23 protein-coding genes and 2 tRNA genes are annotated in these 21,932 nt (G+C 63.1%); 15 read left to right on the top strand and 10 right to left on the bottom strand.

Translation table 11 applies throughout. The annotated features are described in order from the left end of the window. Position 1 precedes the first annotated feature (1 nt). The 6 genes from PWG15_RS10115 (at position 2) to PWG15_RS10090 (ending at position 8,533) form a co-directional block, all read left to right on the top strand. Entirely contained in the window at positions 2-2,155 is a 2,154-nt protein-coding gene (locus PWG15_RS10115; RefSeq protein WP_275024282.1) for a xanthine dehydrogenase family protein molybdopterin-binding subunit, read from the top strand. A gap of 2 nt (positions 2,156-2,157) precedes the next feature. Then, complete coding sequence (locus PWG15_RS10110; protein WP_275024281.1) at positions 2,158-2,796, top strand: Isoquinoline 1-oxidoreductase subunit; 639 nt, start codon at positions 2,158-2,160, stop codon at positions 2,794-2,796. A 338-nt stretch (positions 2,797-3,134) separates the two neighbouring features. Next, positions 3,135-4,040: a 4-hydroxy-tetrahydrodipicolinate synthase gene (dapA, locus tag PWG15_RS10105; protein ID WP_275024280.1), complete on the top strand. Its 906-nt coding sequence runs from the start codon at positions 3,135-3,137 to the stop codon at positions 4,038-4,040. A gap of 140 nt (positions 4,041-4,180) precedes the next feature. After that, positions 4,181-5,164, top strand: a complete 984-nt coding sequence (locus PWG15_RS10100) for a helix-turn-helix domain-containing protein (RefSeq protein ID WP_275024279.1) — start codon at positions 4,181-4,183, stop codon at positions 5,162-5,164. Positions 5,165-5,432: 268 nt separating this feature from the next. Next, positions 5,433-6,914, top strand: a complete 1,482-nt coding sequence (locus PWG15_RS10095) for a DUF1254 domain-containing protein (RefSeq protein ID WP_425536745.1) — start codon at positions 5,433-5,435, stop codon at positions 6,912-6,914. Between the two features lie 77 nt (positions 6,915-6,991). Beyond that, the gene (locus tag PWG15_RS10090) at positions 6,992-8,533 is read left to right on the top strand and encodes a DUF1254 domain-containing protein (RefSeq protein WP_275024278.1); all 1,542 of its coding nucleotides are present in this window, start codon (positions 6,992-6,994) and stop codon (positions 8,531-8,533) included. Between the two features lie 47 nt (positions 8,534-8,580). Here the strand turns inward: PWG15_RS10090 and PWG15_RS10085 are convergent, their stop codons facing one another. Then, positions 8,581-8,784 (bottom strand): hypothetical protein, encoded by a 204-nt coding sequence (locus PWG15_RS10085; RefSeq protein ID WP_275024277.1) that lies wholly within the window; start codon positions 8,782-8,784, stop codon positions 8,581-8,583. A gap of 222 nt (positions 8,785-9,006) precedes the next feature. Here PWG15_RS10085 and PWG15_RS10080 point away from each other — a divergent pair, with 222 nt between their 5' ends. Continuing rightward, positions 9,007-9,801: a transporter gene (locus PWG15_RS10080; RefSeq protein WP_275024276.1), complete on the top strand. Its 795-nt coding sequence runs from the start codon at positions 9,007-9,009 to the stop codon at positions 9,799-9,801. 185 nt (positions 9,802-9,986) lie between these two features. Here PWG15_RS10080 and PWG15_RS10075 read toward each other — a convergent pair whose 3' ends face one another. Next, the gene (locus PWG15_RS10075; protein WP_275024275.1) at positions 9,987-11,438 is read right to left on the bottom strand and encodes a CYTH and CHAD domain-containing protein; all 1,452 of its coding nucleotides are present in this window, start codon (positions 11,436-11,438) and stop codon (positions 9,987-9,989) included. A 288-nt stretch (positions 11,439-11,726) separates the two neighbouring features. Between PWG15_RS10075 and PWG15_RS10070 the strand changes: the two genes are divergently transcribed. Both PWG15_RS10070 and PWG15_RS10065 read left to right on the top strand, forming a co-directional pair. Next, positions 11,727-12,833, top strand: coding sequence for an endonuclease/exonuclease/phosphatase family protein (locus tag PWG15_RS10070; protein WP_275024274.1), 1,107 nt, complete (start codon positions 11,727-11,729; stop codon positions 12,831-12,833). A gap of 2 nt (positions 12,834-12,835) precedes the next feature. Further along, positions 12,836-13,576, top strand: coding sequence for an NUDIX hydrolase (locus PWG15_RS10065; protein ID WP_275024273.1), 741 nt, complete (start codon positions 12,836-12,838; stop codon positions 13,574-13,576). A 42-nt stretch (positions 13,577-13,618) separates the two neighbouring features. Here PWG15_RS10065 and PWG15_RS10060 read toward each other — a convergent pair whose 3' ends face one another. Then, on the bottom strand, positions 13,619-14,209 hold the full coding sequence (locus PWG15_RS10060; RefSeq protein ID WP_275024272.1) for an alpha/beta hydrolase: 591 nt from the start codon (positions 14,207-14,209) through the stop codon (positions 13,619-13,621). Between the two features lie 211 nt (positions 14,210-14,420). On the opposite strand from PWG15_RS10060, the gene PWG15_RS10055 reads away from it, so the two are divergent. Beyond that, entirely contained in the window at positions 14,421-15,338 is a 918-nt protein-coding gene (locus tag PWG15_RS10055; RefSeq protein WP_275024271.1) for a PhzF family protein, read from the top strand. A gap of 54 nt (positions 15,339-15,392) precedes the next feature. On the opposite strand, the gene PWG15_RS10050 is transcribed toward PWG15_RS10055, so the two are convergent. Then, a tRNA-Lys gene (locus PWG15_RS10050) sits at positions 15,393-15,468 on the bottom strand. Positions 15,469-15,831: 363 nt separating this feature from the next. On the opposite strand from PWG15_RS10050, the gene PWG15_RS10045 reads away from it, so the two are divergent. Together PWG15_RS10045 and PWG15_RS10040 are read left to right on the top strand one after the other, a co-directional pair. Continuing rightward, a tRNA-Lys gene (locus tag PWG15_RS10045) sits at positions 15,832-15,907 on the top strand. Positions 15,908-16,714: 807 nt separating this feature from the next. Further along, a complete protein-coding gene (locus PWG15_RS10040; protein ID WP_275024270.1) occupies positions 16,715-16,975 on the top strand; it encodes a DUF1127 domain-containing protein in 261 nt (86 codons plus the stop codon). Between the two features lie 40 nt (positions 16,976-17,015). Here PWG15_RS10040 and PWG15_RS10035 read toward each other — a convergent pair whose 3' ends face one another. The 3 genes from PWG15_RS10035 to PWG15_RS10025 form a co-directional block, all read right to left on the bottom strand. Beyond that, positions 17,016-17,264, bottom strand: coding sequence for a hypothetical protein (locus PWG15_RS10035; protein WP_275024269.1), 249 nt, complete (start codon positions 17,262-17,264; stop codon positions 17,016-17,018). A 148-nt stretch (positions 17,265-17,412) separates the two neighbouring features. Continuing rightward, a complete protein-coding gene (locus tag PWG15_RS10030; RefSeq protein WP_275024268.1) occupies positions 17,413-17,694 on the bottom strand; it encodes a hypothetical protein in 282 nt (93 codons plus the stop codon). A 240-nt stretch (positions 17,695-17,934) separates the two neighbouring features. Continuing rightward, positions 17,935-18,951 carry a glycosyltransferase family 2 protein gene (locus tag PWG15_RS10025; protein WP_275024395.1) on the bottom strand — a complete coding sequence of 339 codons (1,017 nt, stop codon included), beginning with the start codon at positions 18,949-18,951 and terminating at the stop codon, positions 17,935-17,937. A gap of 308 nt (positions 18,952-19,259) precedes the next feature. Between PWG15_RS10025 and PWG15_RS10020 the strand changes: the two genes are divergently transcribed. Next, positions 19,260-19,676: a hypothetical protein gene (locus PWG15_RS10020; RefSeq protein ID WP_275024267.1), complete on the top strand. Its 417-nt coding sequence runs from the start codon at positions 19,260-19,262 to the stop codon at positions 19,674-19,676. A gap of 343 nt (positions 19,677-20,019) precedes the next feature. After that, positions 20,020-20,160, top strand: a complete 141-nt coding sequence (locus PWG15_RS10015; RefSeq protein WP_275024266.1) for an entericidin — start codon at positions 20,020-20,022, stop codon at positions 20,158-20,160. Positions 20,161-20,254: 94 nt separating this feature from the next. On the opposite strand, the gene PWG15_RS10010 is transcribed toward PWG15_RS10015, so the two are convergent. Genes PWG15_RS10010 through PWG15_RS10000 form a run of 3 tightly spaced genes read right to left on the bottom strand, consistent with a single transcriptional unit; the run spans position 20,255 to position 21,380 of the window. Next, positions 20,255-20,659, bottom strand: coding sequence for a heme-copper oxidase family protein (locus tag PWG15_RS10010; protein ID WP_275024265.1), 405 nt, complete (start codon positions 20,657-20,659; stop codon positions 20,255-20,257). Positions 20,660-20,694: 35 nt separating this feature from the next. Further along, positions 20,695-20,958 (bottom strand): hypothetical protein, encoded by a 264-nt coding sequence (locus PWG15_RS10005; RefSeq protein WP_275024264.1) that lies wholly within the window; start codon positions 20,956-20,958, stop codon positions 20,695-20,697. Continuing rightward, on the bottom strand, positions 20,955-21,380 hold the full coding sequence (locus PWG15_RS10000; protein ID WP_275024263.1) for a hypothetical protein: 426 nt from the start codon (positions 21,378-21,380) through the stop codon (positions 20,955-20,957). Before PWG15_RS10000 ends, PWG15_RS10005 begins: the two co-directional genes overlap by 4 nt. Positions 21,381-21,625: 245 nt before the next feature. Here PWG15_RS10000 and PWG15_RS09995 point away from each other — a divergent pair, with 245 nt between their 5' ends. Continuing rightward, on the top strand, positions 21,626-21,874 hold the full coding sequence (locus PWG15_RS09995) for a hypothetical protein (RefSeq protein WP_275024262.1): 249 nt from the start codon (positions 21,626-21,628) through the stop codon (positions 21,872-21,874). Positions 21,875-21,932 lie beyond the last annotated feature (58 nt).

The raw sequence follows: 21,932 nt of genomic DNA, 5'->3' as shown, positions 1-21,932 counted from the left end.
GATGTCCATTTTCGACAGGACCAACCTTGCCGTCTCGCGCCGCCAGCTACTGATCGGCGCAACGCTCACCGGGGCAGGCCTGATGATCGGCTTCAGGCCGCAGCCATCGGCCGCTCAAGTCCAACCCTTCGCGCCGAATGCCTTCATCCGCATCCCGCCGGAAGGCAAGATCGCCTTCGTCATGCCGTCGGTGGAGATGGGGCAGGGCATCTACACCGCGGTTGCCATGATGCTCGCCGAAGAGCTGGAGGTCGGCCTCGACCAGGTGACGCTGGAACATGCGCCCGCCGATCCCAAGCAATATGCCAATCCGCTGCTCGGCGACCAGATCACCGGCGGCTCCTTCGCCATTCGCGGCGTCTATGAGCAGATGCGCAAGGCGGGTGCTGCCGCCCGCATCATGCTGGTCGGCGCTGCGGCCGCGGACTGGGGCGTTTCACCTGACGCCTGCAAGGCCGAGGCGGGGCACGTGGTCGAGGCGGCCGGAAGCCGCCGGGCCGCCTATGGCAGCCTGATCGCGGCGGCGGCAACGCAGGCCGTGCCCCAGGAGGTGCCGCTGAAACCGGCATCCAGCTACCGGGTGATCGGAAAGCCGGTACACCGTCTCGACAGCCCGGAAAAGGTCAACGGCACGGCGAAATTCGGCATCGATGCCCGGCCGGAGGGTGTGTCCTATGCCGCGATCGCCATCTGTCCGCATTTCAACGGCAAGCTCCGTTCGGCCGACGAGGCACCGGCGATGGCGATCAAGGGCGTATCCCAGGTCGTTCGCATCGACGAGGCGGTTGCGGTGATCGCCGACAACACCGGAGCTGCGCGAAAAGGGCTGGCGGCACTTGCGATCGAATGGGATCCGGGGCCGAGTGCTGCGGTCTCGCAAGCCGATCTCGAGCGTCAAATGGACGAGGCAATCGTCGGCAAGGCGCTGCCGCATGTGAACGAAGGCGACGTGGCGAAGGCCGAGGCCGAGCACGGGCCGGTGCATGAATTTGTCTACCGCATGCCGATCCTCACCCATTCGGCCATGGAGCCGATGAACTGCACCGTGCATGCGCGGGCCAATGGCTGCGACGTCTGGGTCGGGACCCAGATCATGGGGCGGGCGCGGCAGGCGGCTGCCGACGTCACCGGCCTGCCGATCGAAAAGGTGGAGGTGCACAACCATCTGCTCGGCGGCGGCTTCGGCCGGCGGCTCGATGTCGATGGCGTGATCCTCGCAACCAAGATCGCCAAGCAAGTCAAGGGTCCGGTCAAGGTAACCTGGAGCCGCGAGGAAGACATCCGCCACGACTGTTATCGCTACCTCAACTACAGCAAGGTCACGGCGACGCTCGGGGCCGACGGTTTGCCCGTTTCCTGGCGGCACCGGGTGATCGGCCCCTCGGTCATGGCGCGCTGGTTCCCTGGCTTCACCAAGGACGGCGTCGACCTCGACCAGATGGCGGGGGCGGAATCACCCTATCAGATCCCCAACCGCTACACGGACTTCGCCCGCCACGAGGCGCCGGACGGCATGCTGACGGGCAACTGGCGCGGCGTCGGCGCCACGCGCAACATCCCGCCGATCGAATGCGCCATCGACGAACTGGCGAGTGCTGCCGGCATCGATCCGCTCGAATATCGAAGACGACTGCTTCAGCACAAACCCCGGCTGCTCGCGACGCTGAACCTCGTTGCCGAGAAGGCCGGGTGGTCGACGGCGCTTCCCGAAGGCAGGGGAAGGGGCATCGCCCTTTCGGACGATTTCGGCAGCTTTGCCGCGATGATCGCCGAAGTCAGCATTGGCACGGACGGCAAGCTCAAGACGGAGCGGATCGTCTGTGCGGTCGATTGCGGCCAGGTGATCAATCCGGACACGGTGGTGGCGCAGATCCAGAGCGGTGTCGTCTATGGCCTGAGTGCGGCGCTCTACGGGCGTATCACCGTCGCAAACGGCGCCGTCGTCGAGAGTAACTTCGACGATGCCCCGGTGCTGCGCATTCACGAGACCCCGCCGATCGAGGTGTTTATCGTGCCGAGCGCGGAGGCGCCCGGTGGCATCGGCGAGGTCGGCACGCCGGGCGTGGCGCCGGCACTGCTCAACGCGATCTTCGCGGTGACCGGCAAGCGGCTCAGGACCCTGCCGATCGACCAGACCGATCTGAGGAGGGTGTGACCGTGGCCAAGCGAACCCTTGTCCTTTCGCTTGCCGCGGCGCTCGCTGCGGTCGGTCTTATCGCCGCCCTCGAGCCGATCCGAGGTCATGCCGAAACCTCGGGCGGCGCGCTGAAGCCGGTCGCCGAGTTCGCATCGATCGCCGATGCGAGTGCGCGCTCGAAGGCGATCTTCGCGGAAGCAAGCCGCGTGCTCACGCACCCACGCTGCATCAATTGCCATCCGGCGACACGCAGCCCGACGCAGGGCGAGGACATGCACCCGCATGTGCCGCTGATGATTGCGGCCGACAGTTCGATGGGGCCGGCCGGCCTTGCCTGCAGCACCTGCCACGGGCCTGAGAACCGCCAGATCGTTGGCAGCCGGCTCAAATCGATTCCCGGCAATGCCCATTGGCAGCTGGCACCCGAAAGCATGGCCTGGCAGGGCCTGAGTGTTGGCGAGATCTGCCGGCAGGTGAAGGACACGGAGCGCAACGGCAACCGTTCCCATGCGGATCTCGTCAAGCACATGGGCGAGGATCATCTGGTCGGCTGGGCCTGGCATCCGGGCGAGGGCCGCAGCGCACCGCCCGGCTCGCAACCGGAGCTCGCCGCGCTGATTGCCGCCTGGGTGGATACGGGTGCGGAATGTCCGGACTGAGCGGCAGCTCATGTCCTCTTTGACAGGCGTCTGAAATCGCGGAGGCATTTCTCGGCATGGTGTGTCGGCGCGCGGCACGGCTCCCATCTTGCCGAGAAGGTGTCGCCGACCGGGCCGATGCCTTCGGTTGCGGCTTGACAAAGATCGAGGACTGTTCGACCTTCCCGCCATGACCTGCCGTCTCGCCAAACTGACGACCGTGAAAAAAGCCCCGCACCCGGGGCTATCGGTCGTTGCGCGCAGAGCATAGCAAGCACAAGGATCAGATCGACCCCGCCGGTTCGGACGGGGTTTTCGCTTGCGCTCCGTCTCCGGTTTCTTGAAGGAGATGGAATTTCATGGAAGCCACACATTCAACGCTCGGCGGTCTCTGGCTGCCGCTGATCACGCCGTTTCGTGATGGCGAACTCGACGAGCGCTCGCTCAGCCGGCTCGTGAAGCACTACGCCGCAGAAACGATCGACGGCTTCATCCTGGGGGCCACCACCGGCGAGGGCATGGCGCTCGACGAGGCGGAATGCGAGCGGCTCATTGCGATCACCAACGAGACCCTGGCTGCGGCGGGCAAGTCCATGCCTGTCTATTTCGGCCTTTCCGGTAGCGATACGCGGAAGACGGTCAAGGCGCTGGAGCGAACCTCGACTTGGGACATCAGCGGTTATCTGATTGCCTGCCCCTATTACACCAGGCCGTCGCAGCGCGGGCTCTTCGCCCATTTCTCGGCACTTGCCGATGCCACGGCACGGCCGATCCTGATCTACAACATTCCCTACCGGACCGGGGCAAACCTCGGCAACGAGACGATGCTGAGGCTGGCGGAGCGGGCAAACATCGTCGGCGTCAAGGATTGCTCGGCGGATGCGACGCAGTCCTTCGATCTCTTGAGGCACAAGCCCCGGGGTTTCGCGGTGCTGACCGGCGAGGATCCGCTGTTCTACACGGCATTGACGCAAGGGGCCGAAGGCGGGATCACGGCTTCGGCGCATGTCCACACCGCCGCCTTTGCAGCCATTCGCAACCGGCTCATCGCCGGCGATCAACCGGGCGCTCTTACCGACTGGCAGCGTCTTGCCGATCTGCCCAGGCTGCTTTTTGCCGAGCCGAGCCCGGGGCCGATCAAGCACTGGCTCTGGCGCGAAGGGCTGATCGACAGCCCGGAAATGCGCCTGCCGATGGTGCCTGTGAGCGACGAACTGGCAGCACGGATCGACCAGGCCATCAAGAGCCAGGGCAGGGAAGGCTGAGGGCTTGCGGCAGCCTCGAAGCGGTCGCTTGCCATGTACGCTTCGAGGCTGCCCGGTGCCAACATTAACAGTTACGTACTTACGGGAGCCGGCGGATTTCGGCAGGGTGGCGGTGTACGGTCCACCCTTTGGGGCGCCCCATGAACGAGCTTTCGCGAGCCTGGGTCAGGTTACCCATCGCCCGGATCGAAGATCTGAGCGATGGGGTCTATGGTGCCGGCCTCGACGTGACGCAGATGTCGAGATTGCCCCTGTCGGGAAGCCTCGTCTTCTCGCAGCAGGATGACATCCTTTACAGCAGCGGCCTGATCAACGGCCAGATCGCGCTCCGCGGACCGTTGTCACGGGACCTCCTGACGGTCGGCGTCGGCTTGCGCATGGGCGCGGGCACGCGGCACTGGCTGAACGAAACGGTAAGCGGCGCGGTGGGCGTGTTTCACGCCGGCGACGAGCACGATGCCTTCTACACGCCCGGTTCGCTCTATGCGACGGCGTCGCTCTCGATCGAACGGTTGGAAGAAATCGCCGCAGATGAGGAACTCGTGCTCGACAGGCCTGTCCTGGGCGGCACCGGTCTCTACCATCGGCCGATGCCGGCGGCGATCAATATGCGGCTGAAACAAGCCTTCGAGCGCATTCATGCCGGCCACAGCGTGCCACGCTTCGGTGAGGGCAATGTCGGCAATGCGCTGCTCGATGCGATCGTCGATCTCGTCGGACGGGAGCCGATGGGGCTCAACCGGCGCAGCAGCGCGCAGGCGCATGCAAGGATCGTCGAGCGCGCGCGTGCCTACATCGCAGCCAATCTCGCCCAGCCGATTTCGCCCAACGAGATCGCGCGCGCCGCGAACACGTCGCGCCGCACGCTGTTTCGCGCCTTCGCCGATCTGCTTGACGATACGCCGCAGGGCTACGTGCGACGGCTGCGCCTGCACCGCATCCGCCACGACCTGGCAGACCGGGAGGAGGCTGCCTGCACGATTGCGCTCATCGCCAACCGATGGGGCATCAGCGAGCTTGGCCGCATGGCCGGCTGGTACAACGAACTCTTCGGCGAGCGACCGAGCGCGACGCTGGCGCTTGCCTTGCGGGGCGCGCCGAAGACCAGCAGCACACGACATTGAGGCGTCGGGCGAGGTCCTTGAACGCAATGGGTTCTCGTGGACAGGCGCCAGCCTGCAAGGAGGAAAAGGGCAGAAACAGCTTGGCTGAGCCGGAAGCAACGGCCCGACTTCGGCGCCTTTGTCTTTTGTCATTTTGGCACGATCTGCATAGCCGCAGGTTCAGGTGCCGCGTTTAATTCCGCTGTGAAACCAGGGTTGCTGTCAGAAGCGGTCGCTCCCCAGAGCCGGTTCGCATGCAGCCCTCAAAAGAGATTTGAGGAGAGAAGGCATGACCCGAGGTCTCGCATTTGCGGCCGCGACCGCGCTGACCACGATGATCTTTGTATCGCCGTCCTTTGCGCAGGAAGGTGCGGCACCGCCACTCGTCGAGCAGATCAACGGTGGCAAGTGGCTGGAAAAGGCCGAGGCCGATAGCCTGCTTGACGAGCTCTACTACCAGCGTGCCGTCCACACCTACATGACCATGCTGCCGGCGCTGAACGTCATCGGCATGCGCGACGGCTCGGAGGCTGCGTTCGGCAAGGGCTACAATGTGCTGCCGATCTGGAAGGACCGCATGGATGCGCGCGCCTGGGTGCCCACACCCAATGCCGACGTCATCTATTCGATGAACTACCTGGACCTGAAGGAGACCGGGCCGCTCGTCATCGCAGCGCCGCCGAACGTCATCGGCATGTTCACCGACTTCTTCCAGCGCACGATTACCGATGTGGGTGCGATCGGGCCGGACGAAGCGCGCGGCGGGCTCTATCTCTTGTTGCCGCCGGGTTACGACGGCGAAGTGCCGAAGGGCTATTACACCTTCACATCCTCGACCTACAACGTCTTCCTGTTCTTCCGCACCGTTATGGGCAAGGGCGAAAACGGGCCCGACCCGGCACCGGCCGTCGCCAATGCCGAGCGGACCCGGATCTATCCGCTCTTTGCGACCGAGAAGGACGCCAAGCCGATGGAGTTTCCGAACGGCTCGGGAAAACGCATCAACATGATGTATCCGGTCGACAACAGCTACTGGACCAAGCTGAAGGCCTTTGTCGACTACGAGCCGGTGTCCGCCATTACCCCCGAGCTTCGCGGCGTCCTTGCCTCGATCGGCATCATCAAGGGCCAACCGTTCGAACCGAGCGCGAAGCAGAAGGAACTGCTGAAGAAGGCGGTGGAGACGGCGCCGAGGATGATCATGGCGCTGCGCCAGACCGGCCGTTCCGACAAGCGCAATCTCTATTACACCGACCGGCAGTACGAAAACGTCTGGGCCGGCGCCACGGCGGAATGGTTCCAGGAGAGCTATCTCGACGTGAACCAGCGGGCGGGTTTCTTCCAGGTGGCCTATTCCTCGGCACCTGCCATGGCCATGCACACGCTCGATTCCGGCTCGAAATATCCAACCGCCGTTCGCGACGCCGATGGCGACTTCCTCGATGGCGCGAAAGCCTACAAGCTGCACCTGCCGCCAAACCCGCCGGCCAAGCTCTTCTGGGCGGTGACGGCCTACAACGTTACCGACGGGACGATGGTGGAAACGCCGCAGCTCCTGCCGTCGATCAACGCCTTCAACAAGGTCAAGGCGAACGCCGACGGCTCGGTCAATCTCTATTTCGGGCCGAGCAAGCCGGCCGATGCCGCCGACAACAACTGGATCCAGACGGCGCCCAATCGCAACTTCATCGCGACATTGCGCCTCTACGGCACCGGGACCGAGTTCTACGACCAGACCTGGAAGCCGGATGACCTGGTGAAGGTGGAGTGACGGCGACCTGACGTCGGGAGCGTCCTCTCCGGGCGCTCCCTCTTACACATCAACCGATGGACACATAGGGATCGACGATGACAACGACATCCAACACGCTCTTGGAAATCTCCCGTCGCGACGTGATGAAAGGCGGCCTCGGCGCAGCCTCGCTGGCGGCGATCGGAGCGGGCGCAACAATTCCTGCCGCGACGACTGTGGCCTCGCTGGTTGCCTCCGCAGTGCCCGTGCTGGCGCAGGAGGCAGCGGGATCCGCGGTGCAGCTCGCGCTCCCTTCGAGTGACGTCAAGATGCAGCCGGGATATGCCGTCAGTGTGGCGCGGCAGGCGTATATCTGGGGTTGGCCGATGGTCAACATGATCAACCGCCGGACGGCGATCACCAAGGCACCACACGCCGGCAAGCTCAACGGCGTTTTGCCTGCTGCGCCGCTCAGCGAAGTGGCGATGCTGAGTGACTATATCGACCCGGCCCAAACCTTCATTGCCTGCCCGAACCAGGACGTGGTCTATGGCCTCGGCTTCTTCGATCTCGACAAGGAGCCTGTCGTCGCGCAGGTGCCGGATTTCGGTGACCGCTTCTGGGTTTACGCCCTCTATGACGCAAGGACCGACCAGTTCGCCGATCTCGGCAAGCCCTATGGCAGCAAGCCCGGCTTCTACCTTCTGGTCGGCCCGAACTGGAAGGGCGACACCCCCAGCGGCATCAGCGGCGTGTTTCGGTCGCCGACGTCGCTTGCCAATGGCATCCCGCGCGTCTTCCAGGATGACACGGCGGAGGACAAGAGTGCGATCCAGGAAAAGATCGACCAGGTCGTGTTTTATCCGCTCAGCAATTTCGACGGCAAGATGAAGACGGTGGACTGGAGCGAGGCGCCGGATATTCAGGGCCCCAAGTCGGAGGGCAAGGCCGAGACGAAATGGGTGATCCCCGAGAAATTCTTCGATCAGTTTCCCGAGGTTCTCGACACCGTATCGCCGCAACCGGGCGAAGAGGCGATGTATGCCCAGTTCCGGCAATTGATTGATGCGGCGGCCAAGGACCCGGAACTCAAGAAACGGATCGTCGAAGAAGCCGTTGCGACCGAAAAGGATGTCATCCAGCTTTTCCACCGCTGGGAGCACAACGGCGTGCCGGCCGGTAACGGCTGGAACCGGTCGCTGAACAACGCCAGGTGGGGCGTCGACTACTTCAACCGCACCGGCACATCGAAATCCAACATGTTCGACAACAAGCCGAACGAGACCCAGTATTTCTATACGGACAACGACGCCACGGGCGCGCAACTCCAGGGCACGAAAACCTATTCCATCACCTTTGCCGCGGGCCAGGAGCCGCCGGTCGATGGCTTCTGGTCGATGACGCTCTATACCGAAGAGCACTTCTTCCACCCGAACGAACTCAAGCGATACTCGCTCGGCACCAAGAACAAGACCCTGAAGCGCAACGCCGACGGCTCGCTGACACTCTATGCCGGCGCCAAGAATCCCGGCGGCGACAAGGAGAGCAATTGGCTGCCAGCGCCGGACGGCAATTTCTCGCTGTACATCCGCGCCTACTGGGGCAAGCAGGGGATCATCGACGGTTCCTGGCAGCCACCGAAGATCACGGCGGCGTAAGGCAAACAGGCTGGTCCCGTCATCGAGACGGGGCTAGCCGCACACAATCAATGCGCGGGGTCGACCAGGACCTTCAGCGTGCTGTTGTCATGCACGCCGCTGTCGTAGAGCGCCAGAAGCCGTTTGGCGATCCATTCGGCCGCTTCGCTGCGGCGTGACAGAGCCTGCTCGCGCAGGATGTCGTTGAAGGTAATCTCGATCTGCTTCATTTCCTGGGGGAGTATCGCCCGTCGGCGGGGCGTGGAACTCATCGCGCGACCTCCAAGGCTGGGGCGAAAGCGCGAAGAATCGTTCAGTCGTTTCGTGGCAAGGACAATGTGGCGCTCCGGTTGCCTCGGCAGGTCTGTGGCGGCCGCAGCGCTTGCGCGCCGGGCTTCATGTCCGATCGGGCGGCAGGCCTCGCACCAGCAGGCCCGTGTTACTGTTGGCCATGCCAGAGAGGGGCAGTTACCGATTCGCACTGGAGGTAGCCGATGCATGCGCGCATAGCTTTGTTCGGACTGGCGGCAACGCTTACACCCGCTTCGTCCGTAAATGCCCAGGACGCCGACCTTGCCAAGCAGCTGTCGAACCCGGTGGCGTCGCTGATCAGCGTGCCCTTCCAGTTCAACTATGATCGCGGCTTTGGGCCTAGTGACGGTAACAAGGTGACGCTGAACATCCAGCCGGTCATCCCGATCTCGCTCAACGACGACTGGAACGTGATTTCGCGAACCATCCTGCCCGTCGTCAACCAGAACGACATTGCCGGCGACAGCGGCCACCAGTTCGGTCTTGGCGATACGCTGCAGAGCTTCTTCTTCTCGCCGAAAGAGCCGACGGCAGGCGGCCTCATCTGGGGCGCTGGCCCGGTTTTCCTGTTGCCGACGGCAACGGACGATCTGCTTGGCGGCGAGAAATGGGGGCTCGGCCCGACGGCTGTGCTTTTGAAACAGGAGGGGCACTGGACTTACGGCGTGCTTGCCAACCACGTCTGGTCGGTCGCCGGCAACGACGATCGCGACGATGTGAGCTCGACCTTCCTGCAGCCGTTCCTGTCCTACACCACGCCGGATGCCTGGACTTTCACGCTCAACACCGAAAGCACCTATGACTGGAAGCACGACGACTGGAGCGTGCCGATCAACTTTACCGTCGCCAAGCTCACCAAGTTCGGCGAGCAGCCGGTGAGCCTGCAGCTCGGCGCGCGCTACTGGGCGACCGCGCCGGAAAACGGCCCCGAGGGTTTTGGCGTGCGCGCCGCGGTCGTCTTGCTGTTTCCGAAATAGGGGCGGGACCGGCGAAGCCGTTGCTGAAACCGCGTCACACCTCTTGCTGAACTGGCACGGGGCGACGGTCTGACGCTTTAAAGCCGCGCAATCCCAGGGATACCGCTTCATGTATTTTCTGGAAATTGGCCTGGAATCAAAGCTATCGAGCGCCCTTGCGCGTTCTTCTGAAAGCGCGGTGCCACTCAGCGCCAGAACCGCTTCGTATCGGTTACGTCGTCGAGCGCGCTTTGCGCCTGGTCGATCAGTTTGTCCTTGTCGGCGTGAACGACAAGCGTTTCGGCGTCCGGGTGGTCCTCAAGGCCGATCGCTTCCAGAACATGCGGCCCGGATACGAGGTCGTTGAGCGTGCCGAGCCGGTCCTGCAGCCCGGTCATGGCATCGATGAACCGCTTGTGGCGTCTCGCGCCCCGCTTGTCGTCAAACAGGGCTGCAAAGAACTCGGCGGCATAGCGCAGCTTCTTGGCGTCCTTGCGGGCCTCATGCCGCTCTTCGTCGCTCACCTCGGCAAGTGAGCGACCGTGCTTCTTGAGCTTGCGGCGCGCCCGGTCGAGAACGGCTTCGGCGAAATCGACCGCCGACTGGTCGCGAAGCTCGGTGGGTTCGTTCGCTTGATAGTCGCCGCAGTGAAGCCACTCGTTGACATCGAAGAGGAGGGCGCGGCCGCGTGCGCCGTCGAGGGCCTCGAAAACCTCGGCGTAGCGGCCGGCGCGCGCGGTCTTCAAGCGACCTCGCAATTCCGGCTCGGGCTCGCGCGTCAAGAGAACGTCAACGTCGCGGGCCTTGCCGAAGACGCCGGCCAGCCATTTCAGCTCGGCCTTGAGGCGCTCGCTTTCCGCATCGCCAAGAATACCCCTGTAGAGCGAGAAGGCCGAGCGCAGGCGGCGAAGGGCGACGCGGGCCTGGTGCAGCGCCTCCGGGTTCTTTCGTTCACGCAGCACGTCCTCGTTCAGGCGGTAGTGCCTTAGACAGGCGAGCGCGATGGCGCGGAAGCTCTTCGTCACCCGCATCTCGCGGCCGAGCACGACCGGCTCCGCCTTGAATACGATCGGCAGGGCGTCGATCAGGTGGAAGCCGCGCTCGGCCTTGGAGAGAATGCCGAAGCGGATGGGAACGACCGCCTCGATACGGCGGGCGAGGGTGAAAAGCGCCTTCGGGTCGCCGTCCTTCAGCTCGAGTTCGATCTCGCCGACGGCGGTCTGGCGATTGCCTGAGGTGACCATGCCGCGGTCGAGCGCCACTTCGATCCGCGTGCCGTCCTGGTCCACCTCCCAGGTGCTGCGTTCGACCTCGACGGTGAAATGCGGTTCCAGATCATCGGGCTCAAGGTCGAACGTGGCGGCAAGCGGGGTGGTGTGATCGACGACCGGCACATCGGCGGTGAGCGGTTGCTCCCATTCCGGACGGGCAAAGACCGATGCGCCGGGGCCGGTCACCTTGATCGTCTGGGTCCGCGCCGCGCCGACCGTGCGGATGCGGAGCGTGAAGCCCGACTGGTGGAGATCACGGCCGCGGGTATCGAAATAGACGGAGCGCTGCTGCTCTCTGCGTGCCGGCTCACCGAGGAGGCCCGATGCGGCAAAACGGTCAAGATCTTCAGGAGAGAGCTCGAGCTTGAGTTCGATTTCCGTTTTCAAACCATCCTCCATGAGCGCAGGGGCACTTCGCCAACGCCATTTGAGCACATTGGTTCGCGTTCTGGATGACATGGATCAATCTGGAGGCGGCAGACGCGGGTGCGGTGTTGGGGCGACATTCGCCGCTCGATCTAACGCTTTGTAATGGGCGCAGTTCCGGACGGAAAACCGTTTCACACTTTTCCTGGAATTGCTCTTTGTAGTGCCGCATTTCGAAGCGGAAAACCGCTTCGCACTTTTCCTGAAATTGCTCTAAGCTCCCGGCATTTCATGCCACGGAATTGATAAATGTCGCTTCGCCTTGCTACCTTCAATATCGAAAACCTCTTGAGCCGCTTCGATTTCTCCGGCTTTCGCAACCAGCTGAAACAGGACCGGGTGCTCAGGCTCTTCGACGTCAAGAGCGAGGCGGAGTACCAGCGGCTGGAGGAGGCGCGCACCATCGCGCATACCGATGATACCAGGCAGATGTCGGCGCTGGCGATTGCCGACTGCGATGCGGATATCCTCTGCCTGCAGGAAGCCGACAACATGGCCTCGCTGCAGGCCTTCGAATACAACTACCTCTTCCGGATGGTCGGCAACGGCTACCGGCAGAAATACCTGATCGAGGGCAATGATTCGCGTGGCATCGATGTCGCGGTGATGATGCGCGAGGAGACCCGCGACGGCCAGCCGATCGAGTGCCTGGACGTGAAGAGCCATGCGGGGCTGACCTATGAGGATCTCGACCTTTTCAACGACAGAATAGCGCTGACCAACCGGCCGGCCGACCGGATCTTCAAGCGCGATTGCCTGGAGCTCGACCTTCGCATCGGCGGACGGCCGCTGACGCTCTATGTGGTGCACTTCAAGTCGATGGGGCCGGCGCGCGAGGGGCTCGACGGCCGGCAGGCGACGATGCCGCTGCGGGTGGCCGAGGCCAGCGCCGTGCGCCACATCATCGAAAGCCGGTTCGGCCGCGGGAAGACGGCCGACAAGATGTTTGCGATCTGCGGCGACATGAACGACTACCAGGAGAAGGTGAACATCCTCGGCGACCGGCGCAACGGCTACCAGTTCGTGCCGCATGAGGAGGAGGAAAGTGCGCTCGACGTTTTCAGCCATGACGGCTTTGTTGAAAACCCGATGCTGCGCCGCCCGGTGATGGACCGCTGGACGCTGTTTCACAGCCGCGGGCCGCAGGAGCGGCATCTCTGCCAGCTCGACTATATCTGGCTGTCGCCGGCACTTGCCAAGCGCAACCATTCCCAGGTGCCCGAGGTCATCCGCGGCGGCCAGCCGTTCCGCACGATCTTTCCGCCGGGGCTTGAAGTGGAGCGCTATCCGCGCACCGGCTGGGACCGGCCGAAAGCGTCGGACCATTGCCCCGTCGCCATAACGCTGGATGTGTGACCATGGGCGCTCTTGAAAGCAATACGGCGCTGTGGCCGGCCGAAGGCGTCATCATTCCGATCGACGACGTCGAGATCCGCGTCAACGGCGCGGCGCATCCGTTTCACCTCGAAGAGGTCGAACGGGCGCAGGAGAACTGGCAGCGGGAAATTGCAGCCAACCCGCATCTCTTCGACGGCCGCATGGTGCTGCAGCGGGCGCTGAGGATCGAAGACGGGCGGGTCCGGGGCGAGGGGCATGTGGTGCCCTATTCGACCTTTCTCTGGTGGCGGAGGACGCGGGTCGAAGGCGCCTTCCATCTCTTTGCCATGCCGGCGATCCTTTCCTGCGACGGTGCGTTGATCCTGGTGCGCATGGGTTCGCACACGGCCAATCCGGCCCGCGTCTACAGCCCTTCTGGCTCGCTGGAGCCCGAGGATATCGTCGATGGCCGCTGCGACGTCGCCGGCAACATCCGCCGTGAGGCGCTGGAAGAAACCGGTATCGATCTGGCGCTTGCCGTCGCCGAGTCCGGCTACCACCTCCTGCACATGGACCGCGCCGTGACGGTTCTGCGCGTCTACCGCCATCCTGAAACGGCAGCCGCGCTCGTTGCCCGTGTGGCGGCACATATCGCTGGTGATCCCGAACCGGAAATCGACGAGGCGATCGCGATCTTTGGCCCGGACCCTCGGGCTCACAACTATCCGCCGTTCATTCCGCCCATTCTCGAGTGGCTGTTTCGGCGAGAAACATCGCTCTGATTTTGAGTCAACCGGCTGATCTAGCGCTTTGAACTTGCACGCTTATGCCTGGGAATTTCCGTCCTTCGCCGGAGCGGCGAAGCGCGCCAGCCAGGCTTTGGCGAGTTGACGGTCCTGCCCGGCCGGATCAAGGCCATGTCCGGTGTCGAGCATGTGCATTTCGACGTCGCTGCCGGCGGAGCGAAGCTGGCGGGCGAGCGTTTCGGCCGCGCCCGGCACGCGGCGGGCATCATGCCTTCCGGCAAGGATTAGCGCTGGCGGGCAGCCAAGGGGCGGAAAGGAAGCATCGGGAAAGGGCGGCTGAGGGCGAAGCAGGACGGCGCCGGCGCTGGCGGAAGGATGCCGCAGCAGAATGGCAGCGGCGATGGTGGCGCCACTCGAATAGCCCATCAGGAGCGGCGCCGCGCCGGGTTCGAATGTTGCGATATGTGCCGCAAGCGCATCGGCGCGAGTGGCGATCTCCGCCGGGTCTATCGTCCCATCCGGCAATTTCGTGAAGAAGGTATGGCCGTCGTTCGACGGGATGCCGCCTTGCAGCCGGTGGCTCCTGATGGTCGGCGCCACTTCCTCGGGGAAGCTGCCCCAGTCCGCCGGCCTGCCGCTGCTTCCGTGCAGGCAGATCAGCATCACCATCTTGCTTCTCCCAACGCTGGCGCCCCGCGCCGTTCCTTCGCAGTGCCGCAATAGCGGGCATTTGATTGCGAACATATGACACCGCCCGGGTACGGCGCCCAACAGCTAAAGAAAACGTGATCCGTGCCGAGCTGTGTACCGGTGCTTTTAAGCCTTGCCGCATGCGTCCCGACACTGCAAAGTTTCGAGGTCTATTCGCAAGGGGACATGAATGGCGCTGAGCTACGCGATCTACGACGTCTTTACCGACAGGCAACTCGAAGGCAATCCACTGGCTGTGGTCTTCGGCGCCGATTGGCTGGACGACGAGGCGATGCAGGCGATCGCGCAGGAGTTCAACCTGTCGGAGACGGTGTTCATCCGCAGGCCGGGCGGTGCGGCCCATACGGCAAAGCTCCGGATCTTCACCCCCGCCCAGGAGTTGCCCTTTGCCGGACATCCGACCGTCGGCGCGGCGATCGCCATCGCCGAGGCGCAGCAAGGCGCGATCGAAGAGGGGATCGACGTGGTGCAGGTGCTGGAGGAAAAGGTGGGCCCGGTGCGCTGTGCCGTCCGCCTCAAGTCGGGGGCTGCAAGCTTTGCCGAGTTCGACCTGCCGCGCAAATCGGTACGGCTCGATGCGCGCTTCGACCGGCAGGCGATCGCCGACGCATTGAGCCTGAAACAATCGCAGATCGGCTTCGAGAACCACGTGCCTTCGTTCTGGAGTGCCGGCGCGCCCTTCGTCATGGTGCCGGTGCACGATGTTGCTGCGGTTTCTTCGATCGAGTTCGATTCGCTGCGTTGGGAGCAGCTGACGCCGATGGCCGAGGGACGGCTGGCCTCGGCCTATGTCTATTGCCGCGGCGGCGTGAACCACACGGCGCGCTTCCACGCCCGCAAGTTCGGTCCCGGTGCCGGCAGCCTCGAGGACCCGGCGACCGGCTCGGCCGTGGCCGCTCTCTCCGGCGCCATCCATTTTTTTGACCAGTTCGTCGACGGCCATCACCCGGTGCTCGTCGAGCAGGGGGTGGAGATGGGGCGGCCGTCCTTCATTCACCTGCATCTGGATATCTCGGGCGGAGAGATCAGCAATGCCCGCATCGGCGGCCACGCGGTGAAGATCGCCGCCGGCGAACTCTACGTGTGAGGCGGAGATAACGTTTTTGGAAAATTCAGCTTAATCAGCGTCTTAGGAGAAGTTTGGTGGGTGATCACGGGCTCGAACCGTGGACCCGCTGATTAAGAGTCAGCTGCTCTACCAACTGAGCTAATCACCCATCCATGGCGTCGCTTTAACGCACGACCCGATGACACTCAAGAGGATATTTGCATTACACGATCATAAACTCACAGCGTTTCCATCTGGCCTCGATTTGATTGCGTTTGCTTTCCCCGGGCCGCGCGATCAGCGCACGCCGATGACGCGGCCACCCGGATCAAACCGGCCGCTGTCACACACGTTTTCGTCGCGCCTCCCTTGTTTCCTGCATCCATGGAGGGATGCGGGCGTTCTCCACAGGGTTTGCCTTGGCCCGATGAGATTTTTCAAAAGATTTTCACAAAGGCGCTGGACAACCCAACCGAACGCCTTTATACGCCCCCTCACGACAGCGACGGGACACTCCGAAGCGGTCGCGGATGGGTGATTAGCTCAGTTGGTAGAGCAGCTGACTCTTAATCAGCGGGTCCACGGTTCGAGCCCGTGATCACCCACCAAAACTTCTCCTAAAACGCTGATTGAATTCAACTTCCTCAGGTTTATGCCTTGTGGCGCCGAACCGTGAACGCGGTGGACGAGCATTCTGATTTTGCGGGGCAGGCGGCAGTCGAACGTGCGCCGAAGCTTCGTCGCGCAGTCACGCATTCCGAAAGCCGGGTTGAGCACTTCATCGACGAAGCCACCGCGACTCGCTTGAGCTCGGGACTATCCGCAGTCCGGCAGGCGCGGCGGCGGCAATCCGCGCTTCCGGCGTGTGGAGTAGCGTGCTCGCCGTGCGGAAGCCGCTTGTCGACAGTCTTTTGAAATCTACCAACAGCTTGATGTTTTCGTCTTTCGCTTCAGCCGCGTCGGCAAACATGTTCACGTGGTCCCGAAAACATGCGTCTGATTCCGGCTTGCCAGGCCGTGCGCCGGCGGGTCGCAGTGGTGGTCCCTGGTTTCTGTTCCGCAACCATCACCTGTTGCTCCCGTGCAACAGGCACTTCGTCATTCGGACAGTTTGCGATTGTCCTCTTGCCGCAGAAGTAAACTCGTGTAAATTTCATCAAATCGGAGCTCAAACTAGAGGAGGCATACGATGAATCATAATCTTGTTCAGATGCTCACCTCTGGTGGAATGGCTTGCTCGTCACGACGAGTGGGTCACAATTCTGTGAATTACTTCGGCGCGTAAACGCGACCCGAGTTCCGCCTTTTCGTATTTTCCATTTTGACTTGATGTGACCGGCTCCCGGAACGCGTTTCCGTGTCCGCGCGCATCCATAATCTAGAGGACCCGGCCGCTCGCGGCGGCGGGATCAATCATGCGCGAATTGCGACTTACCTCCGCCGGCACCCTGCCAGCGATCATGGACGACCTGTTTCAAACGTTCGGCTTCCGGCGGATCGTCGGTGCCTTCCTTCTTGCTGCCTGGAGGCGTCGCCGGACGCTCGACCATGTCAGCCATCTGTCCGATCGCATGCTCCGCGATATCGGCGTGGAGGAGGGCATGAGGAAGCCTGCGATCGCCGACATATCGCTCTGGCAAATGCCGGTCGGCTATCCGGTTACGAGACACAACTGAGGCCCGCGTCAGCGGGCCTCTTCCTTTCCCTCGATCGGCTTCACGATTTGGGTCGTCTGGAAGGGGGATCACCCTGATCCGTCGGGGCGGCTGCGGATCGCTGTTCGGCGGCGAACTTGGCGGCGCAGTCGTGTCTTATCATCGCTGCGGCAAGGTTCGCTCGCCCGGTACCGGTGGCCTTGGCCTTTGCCGCCGCCATGTCCCTGCACCAGTTGGCGTCGAGAACCTCTTCGGGGATGTGCGGGATACAGGACGTCAGAAGCAGCAAGCATAGCAACGCGACGCGCATTCAGGGCTCCTTTGCGGTTGCCGGATTCATATCATCAGCGAACCGAAAGAAAACACGTGCTTGTTCCGGGGGCTGCCTGATTGCCCCCTGTTTCATGCGACCACCCGCTGGCCGCCGGTGCGGCAGGGGTGGTCGCGTTTCGTCGCCGTTACGGGGTCGTCGACGGCTGGGTCGTTGCCGGTTGCGTTGACGGCTGCGTCGTTGCCGGTTCGCTCGTCGACGGCTGAGTGGTCGCGGGCTGCGTCGTCGACTGGTCAGTCGTTGCCGGCTGCTGCGTCGTTGCTGGCTGCTCGGTCGTTGCGGGCTGCGTCGTTGTCGTCGTCGCCGGTGCCGTCTCGGCGGCCTGCTTGGCCCCCGGTTTCAGGTACACGACGCCCAGGACGATGAGCACGATCACAACCAGGATGCCGATGACTGTGTTTCGATTCATGCAGGCTTCTCCTCAGGTTAAGTGCCTCTGAGGTGTAAATGGAGCGGTCGGTCGAATTATCAACGGCCAAGCTCGCGGGTCGGTTGAAAAACGGTCCATCGGCCGCGCGGTAACCGGGCATGCCGCTCATCGTTGGCCTGGAGATATGGCCGGAAGCGGCACGGTGATGGGGTCATCCTGCCGGAGCGCGCGCGCTTTGTTGCGGCGCGGGCCGACTGGCGCGGGCGAGTGGCCCCGAGGCTAGCGCTTGCCGCCAGCGGCGCCCTTGGGAATGGGGGTGATGAAGCCGAGCCGCAGCAATTGCTTCGAACCGCCGAATTTCACCGAGGAATAGGAAAAGAGCTGCAGCGCACCGGTGCCGGTGAGCGCTTCCGTCACCCTGGCTGAGGCAGCCGAGCCACGAACATGCTGCCTGTCGGCGACGGCGTCCTCGATGAGTTCCTCATAGTCGGCGAAGAACTTGAAATGCAGGAGGGCGCCGAGCACCGAAGCGAAGTTGCGTTGATAGGGCAGCGGCTGATGGATGCTGGCGCCGAAGCGACAGTCCTCGTCCCAGAAGATCAGCGGATATTTGATCAGTTCCAGATCGGATTCGAACTCGCGGTGGCGCGCGCCGCCCTTGACGGTGATGGCGCGGGCGTCCGTTGCCAGTAAATAGCCGCGACTGTCGAAATGATCGGCGACCTCCCAGGGGGCGCGGGTATTCAGCCGATCGACGTCTACCGTGCGCAGATTGACCGGATACATGTCCAGCTTCGGTGCGGGCAGCCGTGAAATCTTCAGATCCTCGAGCGCATGGATCACCGACCAAAGCGTGCGGCTCTCGCAATCGTCGTAAATCAGGAACTCGTCGGAATCGACGTTCACGTACCAGCGGTCGCCGCCATAACGCGCAAACAGCGCCTCGCGCCAGAGGCTGCCGCGCCGGGCTTCCCCGTAGCGCAGCGCAGACGCCCACAGGTCGACATCGGGCTGGCCGAGCAGATATTCCCGCGTTCCATCGGTCGAGGCATCATCCACGCAGATGAAGCGGGTAACGCCCAGCGACCGGTAATGCGCCAGAAAGCCTGGCATCAGGTTGACATTGTTGCGGGTGAGGAAAACCAGGGGGAGATCATCAGGGTAGAGCGACGTTTGCCCCTGCGGGCTGACGCAGCGCAAATCAACCTCGCGGCTCTTCGTCCGTTCGCGACGCTCGGCCCTGGCGGATTCGTACCAGGTGATGAGGCGATCGAAGAGGTTTCGGTCAGAGATCATCTCGGCCTCGGAGTGATCCCTGAAGGGATAGGCAATGTCTTTCATTCCAATTCCGATATGGATTCTTCAGGCATGATATAGGACGGTCCGGATGAAAAACACCGGTCACGACGTTGCGGCGTGCCATCGATCCGGTGTGTCGGGCGTCGCAGCATTGCATGTCGAGCACAGGCAATACGCTGTGCGCAAACGCTTTTCCACGTGATGTCGCCGCATGATGCCCGCGCCTGGCTCGGCGACAGGCGGAGATGTGTGCGTGCTGCCGATGCGTTCCCTCGAGGAAGGGCGATGTGATATAGGCTCCGCCGATGATCATTCCGGCCCCTTCGACATCCACACCGCTTCGCGAGCGCGCCTGCGGCACCTGCACCCTTTGCTGCCGGCTGCCGGATATCGACGCCTTGGCAAAAGCGGCGAACGACTGGTGCCGGCATTGCATTGCCGGTGAGGGGTGCCGGATCTATGCGCAGCGGCCGCAGCTCTGTCGCGACTTCCTCTGTCTCTGGCGCACGGACGAGGGGCTGGACGATGCCTGGGATCCGGCGCGCTCGCGCATGATGATCTATCGGCAAGGCCCCCAGATTACCGTTCTCGTCGATCCGGACTTTCCGGAGATCTGGAGGCAGACGCCCTATGCCGAGACGCTGCAGCGCTGGGCGCACGCGGACGAAGGCGGGCAATATGTGATCGTCTTTGTCGGCGACGCCGTATTCAAGGTCGACTGACGCGTCGCTGCACGCGGCGGAGAAAGGCGGCGGAGAAAGAAAGAGCCCCGCACGAGGGCGGGGCAAGCAGGCACCCAAAATGGCTCGGGGTGCGGGGAAGCGCAGTCCAGAAAGAACGTACTGCGCGGTACGGAAGCTAACGCGCATCCGGCTGCCGGGGGAAGGGCTGATTCGGCGATTCCGGTACGCTTGCTAAAATAATTCCCGAGAAGGAGCGGGCGGTGGGCAAGCGCCGCGGCAACCGTCTTTGGCGGTATCCGGTTTTGAGAGCGGCCGATTGACTTTGCCGCGATCGGTCGCATTTCCGAGAGGAGAAACGGACGGAGACGATGATGCAAAGGCGATGCTCATGGTGCTCTGCCTGGCGCTTCTTGCCCTTTCGGCCTGTGGCAACACGGCGCGCGGCTTTCGACAGGATAGTGTCGAGACCGGCCACGCACTCGACAACGCGACGCACCGAGTGCTGAAGTCGACATCGAAGTAGCGGGCGCACCGACGCGGACGAGGAAAGGCACTTCTGCCTTTCCTGTGTTCGTGTTCCGTGGTGGCGCGGTCGGCGCCTGGCGCTTCGACCGGCGCTAGCGCGGCCGCAATGCGTTTGGTTGAGCGGCCGTTTCGCTGCTCGAAAAGATCACGACCGCAAACAGCAGAACGCCGACGAAGGCGACGATCGAGGCTGCGGCGACGATGGGCTCGATCTCCGGCCTGCCGGTGACCATCAGATAGAGCGACGGCACCAGCACGGCGACGCCGGAGGTGTAGACGTAATACTGGATCATGGCGAGCCGGCGCTCGGCCTTGGCGGGGTTGAGCGCATAATAGATGCCGAAGATCGCCATCGTGACCCAGCCGAGCAGGTTTGTGTGGGCATGCGCGGGCGTCGCGGCATGATCCTGGCTGATTGCCATGTGCAGGCCGATAACGAGGCCGATGATCAGGAAAATGATTGCGGTCTTGAAATAGAGATGAGCAAGGCGCGGCATCGAATCTCTCCTCTTGATGCTCCCCGCTCATTTTATTAGCATTTTTGCAAATTAATAAAGATTGCCAAAATTGGGCACTTTGCATCGTCGTCACGTCCGCGGGCGGATGTCCCGAACCGGGCGGTTGCCGTGGCCAATGCGGCGCGCTTGCGCGTGGCCATGTCGTTGAAAGCGGTGAGGTCCTGGCGCTGCAGATAGGCCGCAATCGCTGCCTCCACACCGCGCTCATTGCCGCCTTCGGATTCCCAGAAGGCTTCCATGGCGGCAAAGAGGGCGGATTTGTCGAGCGTCACGGTCATCTGAGATCGGCACCGAACTGCTGGCGGTGGTTGAGGGTGCCGTGGACGGCCTGGCTATAGGGCGCGCGGTCCGCGTCGAAGTCCGCGCACCAACGCTCCCAGGCGTCGGAGGTGCGGACAAAGGCCGGAAGCTTGTGTTCCTCTTCCGGGCCCTGGTCGTAGCCTTCGAGCCAGGCGTCGGCGACTGCCTCGGTCACGTCCTCGCCGTGAAGGGCGTCGAGATCGAAGCGGATCAACCTTGCGACATGCTCGCCATCATGGACCCGAAGCCAGTCGGCAGCGGTCCTGTAGGTGGTGCCGACCGTATCGGTCTCCTCGCAGAAATAGCCGGTGCCGAGCGTCATGACGGCGAGAATGACCTCACGTCCGTGAAGGAACGGGGCAGGGCCCGCAACAGCATCCGCGATCAGCACGTCGGGCATCGTTCACCTCGGCCTGTTCGAGGTGCGCGCTGGCGCCTTTCGGGTGCCATCGGTCCCTCCGGTTTTGTTGAGGTTGAATTATAGGAAATTTCCTATTTATCCGTCAATAGGAAAGGCGCCGTCGGCAGGAATTTTCTTCGCGGCTCCGCTTTGAGTTGTCGATAGGCGATTATTTGTTCTTGTTTTGTTCGATTGATTGCGCCACCTTGGGGCCGCCATTCCAGGTGGCGGAAAAGGAGCATGGGATGATCACCTACTTCGTCGTTCAGAGCTTCACGCTGGGAAGCCGCGGGGCGCTGCTTGCCGACAATCCGGTGCAGGCGACCGGGGCCGAACATGCGGTGCGGCTGGCCGAAAGGCTGGCAGCGACCAAGGTGGGCGTCGTGGCCTTCAGCCGCGCGGGCGATCTTGCGACGGGAGAGTTCGAGGATGCCACGGTGCTCTTCATGGCGGGCGATCTGCCGATGGAGATCGAGGAGGAGATGGCGGCCTGAGTGTCGACATGCGGGACGCAACGGACGGAACGACTGGCGGCGGCATGGGCGGCGGGCG

It is taken from the genome of Ensifer adhaerens, from assembly GCF_028993555.1.
GTDB lineage: Bacteria > Pseudomonadota > Alphaproteobacteria > Rhizobiales > Rhizobiaceae > Ensifer > Ensifer adhaerens_I.
This window is presented reverse-complemented; position numbering and strand designations above follow the sequence as displayed.